This window comes from Enterobacter sp. K510, from assembly GCF_055804875.1.
In genome coordinates this window covers 1-17,850 of the sequence record NZ_JBNRLQ010000012.1, presented here as the reverse complement: position 1 = coordinate 17,850, position 17,850 = coordinate 1, and the positions used below count along the sequence as shown (strand labels likewise).

Genomic DNA, 17,850 nt, shown 5'->3' with positions numbered 1-17,850 from the left:
CCGGTGAACCTTGCGTCACCGGGCGGGGGAGGCCGTGCTGATTAGCCGGTGTTACGCATACCGGCAGCCACACCGGCGATGGTGACCATTAAGGCCTGTTCCACGCACGGATCTGCTTCTTTACCTTCTTCTTCCGCCTGACGCGAACGGTGTAGCAGTTCGGCCTGGAGAACGTTGAGCGGGTCGGTATAGATGTTACGCAACTGGATAGACTCGGCGATCCACGGCAGGTCGGCCATCAGGTGCGAGTCGTTGGCGATATCCAGCACCACTTTGATATCCGCTTCCAGCTGGTCGCGCAGCTCGCTGCCCAGCGCCCACAGCTCCGGTTTCACCAGACGCTGATCGTAGTATTCCGCCAGCCACAGGTCAGCTTTGGAGAACACCATTTCCAGCATCCCCAGACGGGTAGAGAAGAACGGCCAGTCGCGACACATGGCTTCCAGCTCGCTCTGCTTGCCGTCTTCCACCACTTTTTGCAGCGCCGCGCCTGCGCCCAGCCAGGCGGGCAGCATTAAGCGGTTTTGCGTCCAGGCGAAAATCCACGGAATGGCGCGCAGCGATTCGACGCCGCCGGTCGGGCGACGTTTGGCCGGACGTGAGCCCAGCGGCAGTTTGCCGAGTTCCTGCTCCGGCGTCGCCGAACGGAAATAGGGCACAAAGCTTTCGTTTTCGCGCACATAGCCACGGTACATGTCGCAGGAAATGTCAGACAGCTCGTCCATAATGTGGCACCAGGCGTCTTTCGGCTCCGGCGGCGGCAGCAGGTTGGCTTCGAGGATCGCGCCGGTGTAGAGGGACAGACTGCTGATGGTGATATCCGGCAGACCGTACTTAAAGCGGATCATCTCGCCCTGTTCGGTCACGCGCAGACCGCCTTTCAGGCTGCCCGGCGGTTGCGAGAGCAGCGCCGCGTGCGCCGGTGCGCCACCACGCCCAATAGAGCCGCCGCGTCCGTGGAACAGCGTCAGCGCGATGCCCGCTTTTTCGCAGGTTTTGATCAGCGCGTCCTGTGCCTGATATTGCGCCCAGGAGGCCGCCATCACGCCCGCATCTTTCGCGGAGTCGGAATAGCCAATCATCACCATCTGTTTGCCCTGAATGAAGCCGCGATACCAGTCGATATTCAGCAACTGGGTCATGACGTCATTGGCATTGTTGAGGTCATCGAGAGTTTCAAACAGCGGCGCGACCGGCAGGGCGAAGCCGATACCGGCCTCTTTCAGCAGCAAATGCACCGCCAGCACGTCGGACGGTGTTTTGGCCATGGAGATCACATAGGCGGCAACGGATCCTTGCGGCGCATCGACGATCGCTTTGCAGGTGTTAAACACTTCGCGGGTGTCGTCGCTTGGCTCCCAGTTGCGCGGCAGCAGCGGGCGTTTGGAATTCAGTTCGCGGATCAGGAACGCCTGTTTATCGGCCTCCGACCAGCTTTCGTAATCGCCAATGCCGAGGTAGCGGGTCAGTTCGCCCAGCGCTTCGGTATGACGCGTGCTTTCCTGACGCACATCAATACGCACCAGCGGCACGCCAAAGCATTTGACGCGGCGTAGGGTATCGAGCAGTTCGCCGTTAGCGATGATCGACATGCCGCAGGCCTGCAACGATTTATAGCAGGCGTATAGCGGATCCCACAGCTGTTCGTTGTTGGTCAGCAGGCCCGCGGGTTTCGGCAGGCGCTGGCCTTTCAGACGGGCTTCCAGCCAGGACTGGGTCGCCATCAGCTGGCTGCGCAGCCCTTTCAGCAGATAGCGGTACGGCTCCTGCGCGCCTTCGCTGCCGACCATTTCACGCAGTTCGTCGGTGCATTCCACCATCGACAGTTCAGAGATCAGCACCTGAATATCTTTCAGGAACAGATCGGTGGCTTTCCAGCGGCTCAGCAGCAGGACGTGGCGGGTGATCTCCGCGGTGACGTTCGGGTTGCCGTCGCGATCGCCGCCCATCCAGGAAGTGAAGCGCACCGGGACAAAATCCACCGGCAGCTTGTAGCCAAGGTTTTCTTCCAGCTGTTCGTTCAGCTCGCGCAGGTAATTCGGGACGCCTTCCCACAGGCTGTTTTCCACCACGGCAAAGCCCCATTTGGCTTCGTCCACCGGGCTTGGGCGATGTTTACGGATTTCATCCGTATGCCAGGACTGGGCAATCAGCTGGCGCAGGCGGCGCATCAGCTGGTTACGCTCGTAATCGGCAATGTCTTTGTTATCAAGCTGCTTTAAGCAGTTATTCACTTCCACCATTTTGTGGATCAGCGTGCGACGGGTGATTTCTGTCGGGTGGGCGGTCAGCACCAGCTCCAGCGACAGGGATTCCACGGCTTTTTTAATGGTGTCTTCGTTGAGATCGGGCTGGTCTTTCAGCTTTCTGAGGGTGCGGGCGATAATTTCCGGATTGCTGGCCCCTTCGCCTTTTGGCGATATGCTGTGGTATTGCTCGGCGGTATTCGCCAGATTCAGGAACTGGCTGAAGGCGCGAGCCACCGGTAACAGCTCATCGTTGGACAGGTTCTGCAAGGTGGTGAGCAGCGCCTGGCGGTCGGCTTCGTTACCTGCACGTGAGGATTTTGAGAGCTTACGGATCGTTTCGACACGGTCGAGAATGTTCTCTCCCAGCGCGTCCTTGATGGTATCTCCCAGCAGCTTGCCGAGCATACTGACATTACTACGCAAAGCGGAATATTGTTCGTTCATGTTAACCCAGACACCCCATCTCATTTTGTAAATGTCCTGTATCTTTCAAACCACAGCGGCGTTGGCTGCACTTACTCACCCAGGTCACTTACTTATGTAAGCTCCCTGGGATGTGTGCGTTTGCCGCCTTGCTGTGATTCGAAATCTTTCGGACATTGTTTTGTAGTCGTCTTTTATAAAGCCACGTAAAACCCCGTGCGTCAATTGCTGCGAAAACGGTTCAGCAAACGAATAAATGACGGCAATTTATGAAAGTTAACAGGCGCAGTTGCAGATAAGTAAAGCTTATGGAGATGTGACAAAAATCACCCCTCACCGGGAGGCGAGGGGGAAGAATTAATGCCAGCAGAAGTGATGCACCACCTGGGTGATCAGCTCCCGGGTCGGCTTAATAAAGCGCGTTTCCAGATATTCATCCGGCTGGTGCGCCTGATTAATTGAGCCGGGGCCTAACACCAGCGTCGGGCACAGGGTCTGAATAAAGGGCGCTTCGGTGCAGTAGTTCACCACTTCCGTTTGCGTGCCGAGCAGCTTTTCCACCACCTCGACCAGCTGGTGATCCGGCGGGCACTCGTAGCCCGGGATCGGCGGGTGCAGCTCGGCAATATTGACGCGACCCGGCCAGCGTTCGCTCACCGGCGCCAGCGCTTCATTGAGCAGCCCTTCCAGATCGTTAAGCGTCATGCCCGGCAGCGGGCGAATATCCATATGCAGTTCACAACAGGCGCAGATTCGGTTCGCCGCGTCGCCGCCGTGAATGTGACCGAGGTTCAGCGTCGGATAAGGCACGGTGAAGGCGTCAAAGTGATAGCGTTCTTTCAGCGTGTCGCGCAGTTGCAGAATATGACCGATGGATTCATGCATCAGTTCGATGGCGTTAACGCCGCGCGCCGGATCGCTGGAGTGGCCGGACTGACCAAGAATGCGGATGGCATTCGAGATGTGCCCTTTGTGGGCGCGTACCGGTTGCAGGGATGTCGGTTCGCCGATAATGGCGCAGTCCGGGCGGATTTCGGCGTGTTCGGCGAAATAGCGCGCGCCCGCCATGCTGGTCTCTTCATCGGCGGTGGCCAGTACGTAGAGCGGCTTTTTAAGTTGCGTCACATCCACGTCACGCAGCGCATCAAGAATGAAGGCAAAAAAGCCTTTCATATCGGCAGTGCCGAGGCCGTAAAGTTTGTTGTCATGCTCGGTGAGGGTAAAGGGATCGCGCGTCCAGCGACCATCGTCAAACGGCACGGTGTCGGTGTGGCCGGTAAGCAGCAAACCGCCAGCCCCCTGGCCCGCGCTGGCGAGCATATTGAATTTATTGCGCGTGCCGGGAACCGGCTGGATGTCCACTTTAAACCCGAGATCGCCAAACCAGCCGCCCAGCAGATTGATTAAAGCCGCATTACTCTGATCCAGCGCTTCTTCCGTTGCGCTGATAGACGGTGTGGCTATCAGAGCGCGGTAAATCTCGATAAATGGCGGTAGATTCATTTTCATTGTTGACACACCTTAGGTCGTGATAGTATCAATATTCATGCAGTAAATGTGAATAAAAATACACTAACGTTGATCGTAAAGGAACCCGATGTTGAATACGCTGATTGTGGGCGCTAGCGGTTATGCGGGCGCTGAGCTTGTAAGCTATGTGAATCGCCACCCTCATATGAACATAACCGCTTTGACCGTGTCAGCGCAAAGCAATGATGCGGGAAAGCGCATCTCCGATTTGCATCCGCAGCTGAAAGGCATTGTCGATCTGCCTTTACAGCCGATGTCCGACATCAGCGAATTTACCGACGGCGTGGACGTGGTGTTTCTGGCAACCGCCCATGAAGTCAGCCATGACCTCGCGCCGCAATTTCTGGCGGCGGGCTGCGTGGTGTTCGACCTCTCCGGGGCGTTCCGCGTTAACGATGCCGGGTTCTATGAAAAATATTATGGCTTCACCCATCAGCACCCGGATCTGCTGGAAAAAGCGGTCTATGGCCTGGCGGAGTGGAACGCCGATAAACTGAAAGAGGCGAATCTGATCGCCGTGCCGGGCTGCTACCCGACGGCGGCGCAGCTGTCGCTGAAGCCGTTGATCGACGCCGGGCTGCTGGATCTTTCCCAGTGGCCGGTGATCAACGCCACCAGCGGCGTCAGCGGCGCCGGGCGCAAAGCCGCTATCTCCAACAGTTTCTGCGAAGTGAGCCTGCAACCCTATGGCGTGTTTAATCACCGCCATCACCCGGAAATCACCACCCATCTGGGCGCAGAGGTGATCTTTACCCCGCACCTGGGCAACTTCCCGCGCGGCATTCTGGAAACCATCACCTGCCGCCTGAAAGCGGGCGTCGACAGCGCGCAGATCGCCCAGGCTTTCCGGCAGGCGTATGCGGATAAACCGCTGGTGCGTCTGTATGACAAAGGTGTTCCGGCGCTGAAAAACGTGGTTGGTTTACCCTTCTGCGATATTGGTTTCGCGGTGTCGGATCAGCATCTCATTGTGGTGGCGACCGAAGATAACCTGTTGAAAGGTGCGGCGGCGCAGGCGGTACAGTGTGCAAACATTCGTTTCGGCTATGCTGAAACGCAGTCTCTTATTTAAGGGTGCAATGATGAATCCATTAATTATCAAGCTGGGTGGCGTACTGCTGGATAGCGAAGAAGCGCTGGAGCGCCTGTTTACGGCGCTGGTGAATTATCGTGAGTCCCATCAGCGCCCGCTGGTTATTGTGCACGGCGGCGGCTGCGTGGTGGATGAGCTGATGAAGCAGCTTAACCTGCCGGTGACCAAGAAAAACGGCCTGCGCGTCACGCCAGCCGATCAGATCGACATCATCACCGGCGCGCTGGCGGGGACCGCCAACAAAACGCTGCTGGCATGGGCGAAGAAACATCATATCGCCTCCGTTGGTCTGTATCTGGGCGATGGCGACAGCGTGAGCGTGACACAGCTCGACGAAGAACTGGGTCACGTCGGCCATGCAAAACCTGGCTCGCCAAAGCTTATCAACACTCTGCTGGACGGCGGTTTCCTGCCGGTGGTCAGCTCCATTGGCGTGACCGACGACGGGCAGTTAATGAACGTCAACGCCGACCAGGCGGCCACGGCGCTGGCAGCGACCCTGGGCGCGGATTTGATCCTGCTCTCTGACGTCAGCGGCATTCTTGACGGTAAAGGTCAGCGCATTGCCGAAATGACGGCGGCGAAAGCTGAGCAGCTGATCGACCAGGGAATTATTACCGATGGCATGATCGTGAAAGTAAACGCCGCGCTGGATGCCGCCCGCACGCTGGGCCGTCCGGTAGACATCGCCTCATGGCGTCATGCGGAACAACTTCCGGCGTTGTTTAACGGCACGCCGATTGGCACCCGTATTCTGGCGTAAGATTTCATACATCGCTGGCGTAAGATTTAATGCCCGGCGGCGCGTTGCTTGCCGGGCCTACAGACCGTAGGCCGGATAAGCGTAGCGCCATCCGGCAGAATTCATAAAGAAAGGAAGAATGTTATGGCACTTTGGGGCGGGCGTTTTACTCAGGCAGCGGATCAACGGTTCAAACAGTTCAACGACTCTTTGCGCTTTGACTATCGCCTGGCGGAGCAGGATATTGTTGGCTCTGTGGCCTGGTCTAAGGCGCTGGTAACGGTAGGCGTGCTGACGACGCAGGAACAGCAACAGCTGGAAGATGCGCTCACTATTCTGCTGGAGGAAGTGCGTCTCGATCCGCAGCAAATTCTTACCAGCGACGCCGAAGATATTCACAGCTGGGTGGAAGGCAGACTCATCGACAAAGTGGGCGCGCTGGGCAAAAAATTGCATACCGGGCGTAGCCGTAACGACCAAGTCGCCACCGATCTGAAACTGTGGTGTAAAGAGCAGGTGAGTGAACTGCTTGGCGCGAATCGCCAGTTACAGTCGGCGCTGGTGGAAACCGCGCAGGCGAATCAGGATGCGGTGATGCCGGGCTATACGCACCTGCAACGTGCGCAACCGGTGACCTTTGCCCACTGGTGTCTGGCTTATGTCGAGATGCTCGCCCGTGATGAAAGCCGCCTGCAGGATGCGCTAAAGCGTCTGGACGTCAGTCCGTTAGGCTGCGGCGCGCTGGCGGGTACAGCTTATGAAATCGACCGTGAACAGCTGGCGGGCTGGCTGGGCTTTGCGTCGGCGACCCGTAACAGCCTCGACAGCGTATCGGATCGTGACCACGTGCTGGAGTTGCTGTCTGACGCGTCCATCGGCATGGTGCATCTGTCGCGTTTCGCCGAAGATCTGATCTTCTTCAACACCGGTGAAGCAGGTTTTGTGGAGTTGTCCGATCGCGTGACGTCCGGCTCCTCCTTAATGCCGCAGAAGAAAAACCCGGATGCGCTGGAGCTGATCCGCGGTAAATGCGGCCGTGTACAGGGCGCGCTGACCGGCATGATGATGACCCTGAAAGGTCTGCCGCTGGCGTATAACAAAGATATGCAGGAAGACAAAGAAGGGCTGTTCGATGCGCTGGATACCTGGCTGGACTGCCTGCACATGGCGACGCTGGTACTGGACGGTATTCAGGTGAAACGTCCGCGCTGCCAGGAGGCGGCGCAGCAGGGTTACGCGAATGCTACCGAGCTGGCGGATTATCTGGTCGCCAAAGGCGTTCCCTTCCGTGAGGCGCACCATATTGTCGGCGAAGCGGTAGTGGAAGCCATTGCTCAGGGTAAACCGCTGGAAGATCTGCCGCTGGCGGATTTGCAGAAATTCAGCAGCGTGATTGGCGAGGATGTCTATCCGATCCTGTCACTGCAATCCTGCCTCGATAAACGCGCGGCGAAAGGCGGTGTGTCACCGGCGCAGGTAGCGCAGGCGATTGCCGATGCCCGACAACGCCTGGGCTGAACAAAAAAGAACCCCGCCACCGGCGGGGTTCTGGTTTTAGCACAGCGGGTTATTTGAGCTTAATCATCTCTTCTGTAATGGTGAATTTCTTCAGTACAGTCACTTCACCTTTTACATCTTCCACCAGGGTAATGACATCGCCCACTTTTGGTGCGTAGTAGTAATGCAGCGTGACGATGGTGTCGTTGCCGCTGACGCGTTTACTGCCGTAGTACACCGAACCATTCTGGGTATGACCCATGTATTTATCGCCTTCACCTGCATTGTGGAAAGCGACAAATTTACGGCTCTTCTGCGCGGCGGTAGTGAGGTTGATTTCAACGCTACGCTGGCTTGCCGTGGTGACAGCTTCAAAAGAGTGTACGCCGTCAGCCAGCTCGTCAGAGACGCTGGTGAAAGGCGCGAATACCTGACTGTAAGCGTACTCGGGTGCCTGCGATGGCGTCATGCCGCTATGTTCCGGAGAAACCTGACCCGGTACGCCTGGCTTGTCGCGCGCCATTGACCAGATACCAATCATACCGAGCTTACGGTCAGTAGCATCCTTCATGACTTTTTGGGCATCCGACAGATAGAACACTTCGCCCTGCACGTCGTTGTAGCCAATCATTGGCGTGGTGCCCATCATGGCGTTGATCTCTTTATCAGATTTCGCCGGCCAGATTTTCTTCAGCTGATTAAACAGGTTGTCGATGGCGGAGGTGGCGCAGGTGCCGTGAATGTTCTGGCCTTCAGTGCCGTCGGACTGACAAATTGAGTTGCCGTAGTCCATGGTCATCACGTTGACGCCTGCCAGTTCCACGCCTGCATCACGCGCATTTTCCAGCACGTAGACACCGTCCGGCGTCAGACCGGTCGGCAGGATCGGCAGGGTATACCAGACGCCGACTTTACGGCCCTCTTTTTTCCATTGATCCTGGGTGGCTTTCACCACACGGTTACGACGCTGGATGGATTCGTGATCGGCGACCCAGGTGCCTTCAATGTCGAAGTCCAGCACGTTGAGGTTCAGGTTATCGACGATGTCGTAATAGTGTTTTTGCAGATCGGTGTCGTTCTTACAGGCTGCCGCCAGCGGGGAGTTGTTTGCGCCGCCAATAGACACCATCACATCGCCGCCTGCTTCACGCAGCGCTTTGATTTTGCTGTACTGAGCGTAGTCCTGCATGCTGTAGGCGGTGCCCCAGGTCGGGATACACTGCTCGCCGCTTTTCGCCACCACAAACGCCATGGTGTAATGGGTAATGTTTTGCTCTTTCGCCAGCTTCGCCAGATCCGGAATGGAATTCAGAGTGAAATCGACATAGGGGGCGTAAACATGGGCAGGCCACGGATTTTTCGGCGTGCCTACGCGCTCTTTGGTGCCGGTCCAGTCGGTGTAAATCGCCCAGGGGTTTTCATCAACCGGCGATACGGCTTTCACTTTCGCCTGCGATACATAGGGCTGGCCCTGGAACTGTACCAGCGTACCCGCTTCGTAAAGCGCAGTGGCGCTATATTGTGGCGCGGCGCTCAGTTCTGCTTCGCTATATTCGACGGTCGGGCCTAATGGCTTCCACGGACGGCCATTAGTACCGGTCGGGTTCTGGTTAGCGGGATTCGAGGGATTATCTCCCACGGTGTAAAACAGCGCTTCATAGGACTGGCCGTCAAGTTGCGCGACATCGCCTTTGTTATATACCTGAGTAGAACTCCACACCGGAACTGGGGTATATAATTGCCATGGATTATCTTCGCCTGGCGTAAAGGAATATGCCGGAACCGCGCTTTTCGCCTGATAATTCACATCGCCATAGCTGACAATATCGCCCGTGACGTAATTCTTTTCGGCGCTGAATGCGTCGTAATTGACCGGCGTGATACCGCCAGCGTCGCAGGTGGTCGGATTACCATATTCGTTTATTTCTGCGGGTGTGGCATCGCGGACATAAGTCCATGGATTTTCCCAGTTATCTGCGGATGCATCTTTCGGGCAATTATCAGCGTTAACATACCAGCGGTTGGTATACACTTTACTGTCAAAAATCACTTCAATAGTATCGCCGCCTTCCTGACCGCTCCATGCTTCCAGCGCAAAGGCGTTTCCGGCGCAGGCCAATAGACCTGCCGCGATAAAATATCGCGTCATAGTATTTAATTTCATTATTCACTATTCCTTCAGTTATTGGATGGACTACCGCGGCATTTTTATAGAGTTATAGGTATATTTCAAGAGAATAACGTTTTAACTTAAACTAAATATATATATTGGCAGGATAATATTTATCTAATTTATAATTAGAGGCGGGTTTTACGGATTATCCGTAGATTTATAAGTAAAGGACTCATTATTTGCTGCAAAAAAAAGCGGACCCATGGTCCGCTAAATAGTTCACGTTGGCTTTAGTATTTTCAAAACGAGGCGAGTGGCTTCAAGGGATTTTTGAGATGCCGCCTCGTTTCTGGTGCTAATTATTGTACAGAGTGCTTGATAGGGATAATCGTTCATTGCTATTCTATCTATCGCCATGGACTATCATGGCGTCGGAGGATGAAGAATGAATATTCGCGATCTTGAATACCTGGTTGCGTTAGCTGAACACCGCCACTTTCGCCGCGCGGCAGACGCCTGCCATGTCAGCCAGCCTACGCTGAGCGGCCAGATCCGTAAACTGGAAGATGAGCTTGGCGTCATGCTTCTGGAGCGCACCAGCCGCAAAGTACTCTTTACCCAGTCCGGTCTGCTGCTGGTGGATCAGGCGCGCACTGTGCTGCGTGAGGTAAAAGTGCTTAAAGAGATGGCCAGCCAGCAGGGCGAAACCATGTCCGGCCCGCTGCATATCGGCCTGATCCCGACCGTGGGGCCATATCTGCTGCCGCAGATTATCCCGCTGTTGCACCAGACCTTCCCGAAACTGGAAATGTATCTGCATGAAGCCCAGACGCATCAGCTGCTGACGCAACTGGACAGCGGTAAGCTTGATTGCGCGATCCTGGCGCTGGTAAAAGAGAGTGAAGCCTTTATTGAAGTGCCGCTCTTTGACGAGCCGATGATGCTGGCGATCTATGAGGATCACCCGTGGGCGAACCGCGATCGCGTACCGATGGGCGATCTCGCAGGCGAAAAACTGCTGATGCTGGAAGACGGGCACTGCCTGCGCGATCAGGCGATGGGCTTCTGCTTCGAAGCCGGGGCCGACGAAGATACGCACTTCCGTGCCACCAGTCTGGAAACGCTGCGTAATATGGTGGCGGCGGGAAGTGGTATTACGTTGCTGCCTGCGCTCTCTGTGCCGCCAGAGCGCAAGCGCGACGGCGTCATCTATCTGCCGTGCATTAAGCCGGAACCGCGTCGTACCATTGGCCTGGTCTACCGCCCTGGCTCACCGCTGCGCAGCCGCTATGAGCAACTGGCAGAGGCCATCCGTACCACTATGGATGGCCACTTTGACCGCCTGTTAAAACAGGCGGTTTAAGCCGTTCAGCGCCGCTACCCGATAGGCTTCCGCCATGGTCGGGTAGTTAAAGGTGGTGTTAACAAAGTACTCAATAGTGTTACCGCCACCTTTCTGCTCCATGATCGCCTGGCCGATGTGAATAATTTCGGCGGCGCGTTCGCCAAAGCAGTGGATCCCCAGAATTTCTTTGGTCTCGCGGTGGAACAGAATTTTCAGCGTGCCGACGCTCATGCCGACGATCTGCGCGCGCGCCAGGTGTTTAAACTGCGCACGCCCCACTTCGTAAGGCACTTTCATGGCGGTGAGCTGCTGTTCGGTTTTCCCGACCGAGCTGATTTCCGGAATGGTGTAGATGCCGGTAGGAATGTCTTCCACCAAATGCGCGCTGGCTTCGCCTTTTACCATCGCCTGCGCGGCGATACGGCCCTGATCGTAAGCGGCAGACGCCAGGCTCGGGTAGCCAATCACATCGCCGACGGCATACACGTGCGGCAGCGCCGTCTGGTACATGCTGTTCACTTTCAGCAGGCCACGTCCATCCGCCTGTAAACCGATGTTTTCCAGCGCCAGCGAGTCCACGTTACCGGTGCGGCCGTTCGCGTAGAGCAGGCAATCCGCTTTAAGCTTTTTGCCGGATTTAAGGTGCATAATCACCCCATCATCCGTGCCTTCGATGCGCTCGTATTCTTCATTGTGGCGAATAACCACGCCGTTATTCCAGAAGTGATAGGAGAGGGCATCTGACATCTCCTGATCGAGGAACGCCAGCAGACGATCGCGGGTGTTGATCAGATCAACTTTGACCTCCATTCCCCGGAAGATCGACGCGTATTCGCAGCCGATTACCCCGGCGCCATAGATGATCACATGGCGCGGTTCATGCTGAAGGCTGAGGATCGAGTCGCTGTCGTACACGCGTGGATGCGCAAAATCGACGTCTGCCGGATGGTACGGGCGCGAGCCGCAGGCAATGACGAATTTTTCGGCGGTCAGCGTTTCCACTGTGCCGTCCGGGCACTCCAGCGCCAGCGTATGATCGTCGACAAAATGCGCGTTGCCCTGCAGGATCTCGCAATGATTGCGTTCATAGAAGCCCTGACGCATGCGGGTCTGCTGGTTAATCACGCTGTCGGCATGATTGAGGATGTCGGCAAAGGAGGAACGAAGAAGGCGGGAATGGTCGCTGTACAGCGGGTTCTGGTTGAATTCAATGATACGGCTGACGGCATGGCGAAGCGCCTTGGAAGGGATGGTGCCCCAGTGCGTACAGCCGCCGCCCACGTTGTGGTAGCGTTCGATAACCGCGACCCGTGCTCCCTGTTTAACCAGACCCATTGCCGCGCCTTCGCCGCCTGGGCCGGAGCCTATCACTATTGCATCGTAATCCCAAGAATGTGACATGGTATTACTCACCTGTTTTTATACACAAAATAAACACAATGATAACATTTGCCCCGCTTTAACCCAATTATCGTTGTGCTTTTTTGCGAAGCCAAAGCACAAACTGCCCGTAAACAATCATTCACAAAGCAATGTAAACCGATTAGTTTTATTGTCTGGTATAGTGCCATCGGGCCTTTGGAAGGATTCAGACATCGTGATGGGCGTTAGAGCGCAACAAAAAGAACGCACCCGGCGTTCGCTGGTAGAAGCGGCATTTAGTCAATTAAGCGCTGAGCGTAGTTTTGCCAGCCTCAGCCTGCGCGAAGTGGCGCGTGAGGCGGGTATTGCGCCGACCTCTTTTTATCGCCATTTCCGCGATGTGGATGAACTCGGCCTGACCATGGTGGATGAAAGCGGGCTGATGCTGCGCCAGCTGATGCGCCAGGCGCGTCAGCGTATCGCCAAAGGCGGCAGCGTGATCCGCACGTCGGTGTCCACCTTTATGGAATTTATCGGCAATAACCCTAATGCTTTTCGTCTGCTGCTGCGGGAACGCTCCGGCACGTCGGCGGCGTTTCGTGCCGCGGTGGCGCGTGAAATTCAGCACTTTATTGCGGAACTTGCGGATTATCTCGAACTCGAAAATCATATGCCGCGGGCGTTCACCGAAGCGCAGGCCGAAGCGATGGTCACTATCGTCTTTAACGCAGGCGCTGAAGCATTAGATATTGGCGTGGAACAACGTCGGCAATTAGAAGAGCGACTGGTTTTACAGCTGCGGATGATTTCCAAAGGCGCGTATTACTGGTATCGCCGTGAACAAGAGAAAATTTCGCAACAACCCGATGAGTGAAGGATGAGTAATGAAACAGACAGTTCAAGATAAAGGTACGTTGCTGCTGGCGCTGATCGCTGGCCTGTCCATCAATGGCACCTTTACCGCCATTTTCAGTTCTGTTGTGCCGTTTTCCATCTTCCCGATTATTGCGCTGGTGCTGACGGTGTACTGTCTGCATCAGCGTTATCAGAACCGTACCATGCCGGTGGGTTTACCCGGTCTGGCGGCGGCGTGTTTCATCCTTGGCGTGCTGCTTTACAGCGCCGTGGTGCGCGCAGAGTATCCGGCTATCGGCTCTAACTTCGTGCCTGCGGTGCTCTCCGTGGCGCTGGTATTCTGGATCGGTTATCGCCTGCGTAACCGCAGGCATGAACTGCCGGAATAAGCCGCTTACTTACGGGTCAACAGTACGCCGCACTCCATATGGTGCGTGTACGGGAACTGATCGAACAGGGCCAGACGTTCAATATTGTGCGTCTGGCTCAGCGTCTCCAGGTTCCTGCATAAGGTTTCCGGGTTACAGGAAATGTACAGAATACGCGGGTACGCCTGCACCATCTTCTCGGTTTCGCTGTCCAGCCCGCTACGCGGCGGATCGACGAAAATCGTCTCGCACTGATAGCTTTTCAGATCGATCCCCTGCAGGCGGTTAAATTCCCGCACGCCGTTCATCGCCTGGGTAAACTCTTCTGCCGCCATGCGGATAATCTGCACGTTATCAATGTGGTTAGCGGCAATATTGTATTGCGCTGCCGCCACTGACGGCTTGGCGATTTCCGTCGCCAGTACCCGATCGAAGTTGCGCGCCAGCGCCAGCGAGAAGTTGCCGTTTCCGCAGTACAGCTCCAGCAAATCCCCCGTCGAATTTTTTGTGGCGTTCAGCGCCCATTCCAGCATCTGAATATTCATGGCCGCGTTAGGCTGCGTGAAGCTGTTCTCCACCTGACGATAGATCATCTCTTTACCGGCGACCGGCAGTCGCTCGTCGATATAATCCTGATCCAGCGCGATTTTGGTTTTCGTGGCGCGACCAATAATGTGCACGTTCAGGTTCTGCGCCCGCAGCGCATCGCGCAGGGCTTCGGCCTGTTCGCGCCAGGCATCATCCAGCTTCTTATGGTACAGCAGCGATACCACGGCCTGATTGCTGAGGGTGGTGAGGTAATCGATCTGGAACAGCTTATGACGCAAAACCGGGGAGTGACGTACGCCCTCCATCATGGCGCGCATCAGCTGGTTAATCAGCTCGCTGGCCGCCGGGAAGCTGTCGACGCGAATACGGTTTTTCGTCTGCTGGTCGAAGATGATGTGATACAGGTCGTCACCGTCATGCCAGATGCGGAATTCGGCACGCATACGGTAATGGCTGACCGGGGAACGGAACACCTCCGGAACCGGCGCGGCAAAAGGCGTCATCATACTTTGCAGTCGGACGACTTTTTCGGCCAGTTGCGCGTCGTACTGTTCTGTCGGGAGGTGTTCTGGGGTCATGGTGCGTCCTGAGTAAGATTGAATTACGCGGGGATTGTAGGGATTGTGTGCGTATTGTCCAGCCCTGCGGTTTTCGGATTTCTTAATTAGCAGTCTGGACATCTATATGTAACTAAATGTAGCATCCGCTTTCCGGTCTCCTGAGTTAAAAGGGAATCCAGTGCAAATCTGGAGCTGACGCGCAGCGGTAAGAAGTTAAGGGTGATAGCGAAAGCAGACACTGCCGTAAGGTGGGAAGTCATCATCTGTTGTACTTTCGAGCCCGAAGACCTGCCGGTTAACGTCGCATTTGGTTCACATCATCGCGTGCTATCGATGGGGCCTGCGGCATCCTTCTTATATTGTGGATGCTTTAACAATGATTAAAAAAACTTCGCTGCTGACGGCGCTCTCCGTCACGGCATTTTCTGGCTGGGCGCAGGATAGCAACCCGGACAACGTTGTCGTCACCGCAAATCGTTTTCAGCAGCCCGTTGGCACGGTACTGGCACCTACGGATGTCGTGACCCGTGAAGAGATTGACCGCTGGCAGGCAAAAACCCTCAATGATGTGATGCGTCGTTTACCGGGCGTGGATATTGCGCAGAACGGCGGGATGAAACAAAACTCCACGCTGTACGTTCGCGGTACCGAAGGGCGACAGGTGCTGGTGCTGGTGGATGGTATCCCGATGGGGCGACCAGGCATCACCAATAATCCCGATCTCAACCAAATTCCGGTGTCCCTGGTGCAGCGTATCGAATACATTCGCGGTCCGCGTTCGGCGATTTATGGTTCCGGCGCGATGGGGGGCGTGATTAACGTCATTACCCGCAGCGATGAAGAACAGTCGAAAATTACCGCCAGCGTAGGCTCGAAAGGCTATCAGCAGTACGATGGCGCGCTGCGTCAGCGTTTCGGCGATACCCTGGCGACGCTGGCAGGTTCTTACGAAAGTACCCGTGGCTTTAATGTGCAGCCTGGCTCCAGCTGGGATCACGACAATGACCGCGACGGCTACCACAACAAAACGTTCTGGGGCAGCGTCGAGCATAAGTTTAACGACAACTTCAACGGCTTCTTCCGTGGCCACAGCTATGCCAATAACGTCGATTACGATCTTGGCAGCCCGCCGTTCATGCCAGCTTACAGCGCCGATGAAAATCAGCTTTATAACCAGACCTGGGATACCGGGCTGGAATATCACTCCGGCATTTACTCTTCGCAGCTCATTGCCAGCTATCAGAAGATCAAAGATTACAACTACAGCAGCATTTATGGCCGTTATCAGGACGGCTCCTCGCTGGACCGTCTGGAGCAGCGTAATCTGCAATGGGGTAATAACCTTATCGTCGGCCATGGCTCGGTGAGCGGCGGCGTCGACTGGCAGCAGCAACGCCTGACGTCTTCCGATACCGCAACGTCAGATACCTATAAGCGTGATGATACCGGTCTGTATCTTACCGGGCAGCAGCAGTTTGGCGACGTGACGCTGGAAGCCTCTGGTCGTGAAGATCATGATGAGCAGTTTGGCTGGCACGGTACCTGGCAGACTGCCGCAGGCTGGGAGTTTGTTGAGGATTACCGCTTAACCCTTTCCTACGGTACAGGGTTCCTCGCGCCGTCGCTGGGGCAGCAGTTCGGCTCAACCCGTTTCGGTATTGATTCCAACCCGAATCTGAAGCCGGAAGAGTCAAAGCAGTGGGAGGCGGGGCTTGAAGGCCTGACCGGGCCGCTGGACTGGCGTCTGTCGGCCTATCGTTACGAAATCAGCAATCTGATCACCTACTATTCCGATCCTGTGACCTTTGCCGGCGCGTACGACAACATTAACTCTGCCACCATTAAAGGCGTGGAATGGACGGGGAGTTTCGATACCGGCATTTTCTACCATCGCGTGACGCTGCAATATGTCGATCCGCGTAATGATGAAAACGATGAAGTGCTGGCGCGCCGTTCCCGGCAGCAGGCGAAGTATCAGCTCGACTGGACGATGTTTGACGTAGGTATGGACGTTTCCTGGCAATATTTTGGCAAGCGTTATGACAACAATACCTCGGAGTACAATAACGTGCAGCAAAGGCTGCCGAGTTACAGCACCGTGGATGTCACAGCGTCATATCCTGTCACCTCTCATCTTACAGTTCGTGGTAAAATAGCTAACCTGTTCGATAAAGATTACGAGACAGCTTATGGCTACCAAACTGCAGGACGAGAATACAACTTGTCTGGCAGCTACACCTTCTGACCTCAAACCTACCGTGCTGGTGTTTGACTCCGGCGTCGGTGGGTTATCGGTCTATGATGAGATCCGGCAACTGCTGCCGGATCTGCATTACATTTATGCCTTCGATAATGTGGCTTTCCCTTACGGGGAAAAAAGCGAAGCCTTTATCGTGGAGCGGGTGCTGAACATTGTCACTGCTGTTCAGGCGCGCTATCCCCTGGCAATGGCCATCATTGCCTGCAACACCGCCAGCACCGTTTCCCTTCCTGCTCTGCGCGAAAAATTCCAGTTCCCGGTTGTGGGAGTGGTTCCCGCCATCAAACCTGCGGCGCGACTGACAGCTAACGGCATTGTCGGGCTACTGGCAACGCGCGGCACGGTAAAGCGTCCTTATACGCATGAACTCATCCAGCGTTTCGCGAATGAATGCCATATCGAAATGCTGGGTTCATCAGAGCTGGTTGAGCTGGCGGAAGCCAAGCTGCACGGTAAGCCTGTTCCGCTTGAAAACCTGAAGCGCATTCTGCGCCCGTGGCTGCGGATGCCGGAACCGCCGGATACCGTGGTGTTAGGCTGTACGCATTTCCCCCTGCTGCGTGAGGAGCTGCTACAGGTTTTACCTGACGGCACCCGGCTGGTGGATTCCGGTGCGGCCATTGCGCGCCGCACGGTCTGGCTATTAGAGCATGACGCGCCAGATGCGAAATCGGCGGATGAAAATATCGCGTTCTGTATGGAGGCCACGCCTGAAGCTGTACAATTACTGCCCGTTTTGCAGCGCTATGGCTTCAAAATGCTCGAAAAACTGGCGGTTCAGGACGTTTTTGAGCAAAAAAGAGACGGTTGATAAATTTTTTGAATTTAGGGGTTGTCAGCCCGGAATAACTCCCTATAATGCGCCACCACTGACACGGAACAACGGCTTACAGGCCGGCGGGTC

Annotated in this window: 13 protein-coding genes and 1 riboswitch; of the genes, 8 read left to right on the top strand and 5 right to left on the bottom strand. The window is 55.6% G+C overall.

What is annotated here, in order from left to right:
* Positions 1-41: 41 nt before the first annotated feature.
* Both ppc and argE read right to left on the bottom strand, forming a co-directional pair.
* Positions 42-2,693 carry a phosphoenolpyruvate carboxylase gene (gene ppc, locus ACQUTD_RS18730; RefSeq protein ID WP_318377310.1) on the bottom strand — a complete coding sequence of 884 codons (2,652 nt, stop codon included), beginning with the start codon at positions 2,691-2,693 and terminating at the stop codon, positions 42-44.
* Positions 2,694-3,029: 336 nt separating this feature from the next.
* Complete coding sequence (argE, locus tag ACQUTD_RS18725; RefSeq protein ID WP_473277163.1) at positions 3,030-4,181, bottom strand: acetylornithine deacetylase; 1,152 nt, start codon at positions 4,179-4,181, stop codon at positions 3,030-3,032.
* An 88-nt stretch (positions 4,182-4,269) separates the two neighbouring features.
* On the opposite strand from argE, the gene argC reads away from it, so the two are divergent.
* The 3 genes from argC (at position 4,270) to argH (ending at position 7,555) form a co-directional block, all read left to right on the top strand.
* Entirely contained in the window at positions 4,270-5,274 is a 1,005-nt protein-coding gene (gene argC, locus ACQUTD_RS18720; protein ID WP_473277161.1) for an N-acetyl-gamma-glutamyl-phosphate reductase, read from the top strand.
* Between the two features lie 7 nt (positions 5,275-5,281).
* The gene (argB, locus tag ACQUTD_RS18715; RefSeq protein ID WP_099458830.1) at positions 5,282-6,058 is read left to right on the top strand and encodes an acetylglutamate kinase; all 777 of its coding nucleotides are present in this window, start codon (positions 5,282-5,284) and stop codon (positions 6,056-6,058) included.
* Positions 6,059-6,181: 123 nt separating this feature from the next.
* Complete coding sequence (gene argH / locus ACQUTD_RS18710; RefSeq protein WP_473277158.1) at positions 6,182-7,555, top strand: argininosuccinate lyase; 1,374 nt, start codon at positions 6,182-6,184, stop codon at positions 7,553-7,555.
* A gap of 49 nt (positions 7,556-7,604) precedes the next feature.
* On the opposite strand, the gene ACQUTD_RS18705 is transcribed toward argH, so the two are convergent.
* Positions 7,605-9,698: a glycosyl hydrolase family 18 protein gene (locus ACQUTD_RS18705; protein ID WP_473277156.1), complete on the bottom strand. Its 2,094-nt coding sequence runs from the start codon at positions 9,696-9,698 to the stop codon at positions 7,605-7,607.
* Positions 9,699-10,092: 394 nt separating this feature from the next.
* Here ACQUTD_RS18705 and oxyR point away from each other — a divergent pair, with 394 nt between their 5' ends.
* On the top strand, positions 10,093-11,010 hold the full coding sequence (oxyR, locus tag ACQUTD_RS18700; protein ID WP_072571310.1) for a DNA-binding transcriptional regulator OxyR: 918 nt from the start codon (positions 10,093-10,095) through the stop codon (positions 11,008-11,010).
* Here oxyR and sthA read toward each other — a convergent pair.
* On the bottom strand, positions 10,993-12,393 hold the full coding sequence (gene sthA, locus ACQUTD_RS18695) for a Si-specific NAD(P)(+) transhydrogenase (protein ID WP_072571309.1): 1,401 nt from the start codon (positions 12,391-12,393) through the stop codon (positions 10,993-10,995). The two genes, oxyR and sthA, sit on opposite strands and share 18 nt — an antisense overlap.
* A 199-nt stretch (positions 12,394-12,592) precedes the next feature.
* On the opposite strand from sthA, the gene fabR reads away from it, so the two are divergent.
* Positions 12,593-13,228, top strand: a complete 636-nt coding sequence (gene fabR, locus ACQUTD_RS18690; RefSeq protein ID WP_072571308.1) for an HTH-type transcriptional repressor FabR — start codon at positions 12,593-12,595, stop codon at positions 13,226-13,228.
* Positions 13,229-13,238: 10 nt separating this feature from the next.
* Positions 13,239-13,598, top strand: a complete 360-nt coding sequence (locus tag ACQUTD_RS18685; RefSeq protein WP_072571307.1) for a YijD family membrane protein — start codon at positions 13,239-13,241, stop codon at positions 13,596-13,598.
* 5 nt (positions 13,599-13,603) lie between these two features.
* Here ACQUTD_RS18685 and trmA read toward each other — a convergent pair whose 3' ends face one another.
* On the bottom strand, positions 13,604-14,704 hold the full coding sequence (gene trmA / locus ACQUTD_RS18680; RefSeq protein ID WP_072571306.1) for a tRNA (uridine(54)-C5)-methyltransferase TrmA: 1,101 nt from the start codon (positions 14,702-14,704) through the stop codon (positions 13,604-13,606).
* A 116-nt stretch (positions 14,705-14,820) separates the two neighbouring features.
* A riboswitch (cobalamin riboswitch) is annotated at positions 14,821-14,996 on the top strand.
* A gap of 66 nt (positions 14,997-15,062) precedes the next feature.
* Between trmA and btuB the strand changes: the two genes are divergently transcribed.
* Both btuB and murI read left to right on the top strand, forming a co-directional pair.
* Entirely contained in the window at positions 15,063-16,931 is a 1,869-nt protein-coding gene (gene btuB, locus ACQUTD_RS18675) for a TonB-dependent vitamin B12 receptor BtuB (RefSeq protein WP_473277151.1), read from the top strand.
* A complete protein-coding gene (gene murI, locus ACQUTD_RS18670; RefSeq protein WP_072571304.1) occupies positions 16,876-17,757 on the top strand; it encodes a glutamate racemase in 882 nt (293 codons plus the stop codon). Before btuB ends, murI begins: the two co-directional genes overlap by 56 nt.
* The last annotated feature ends 93 nt before the right edge of the window (positions 17,758-17,850 follow it).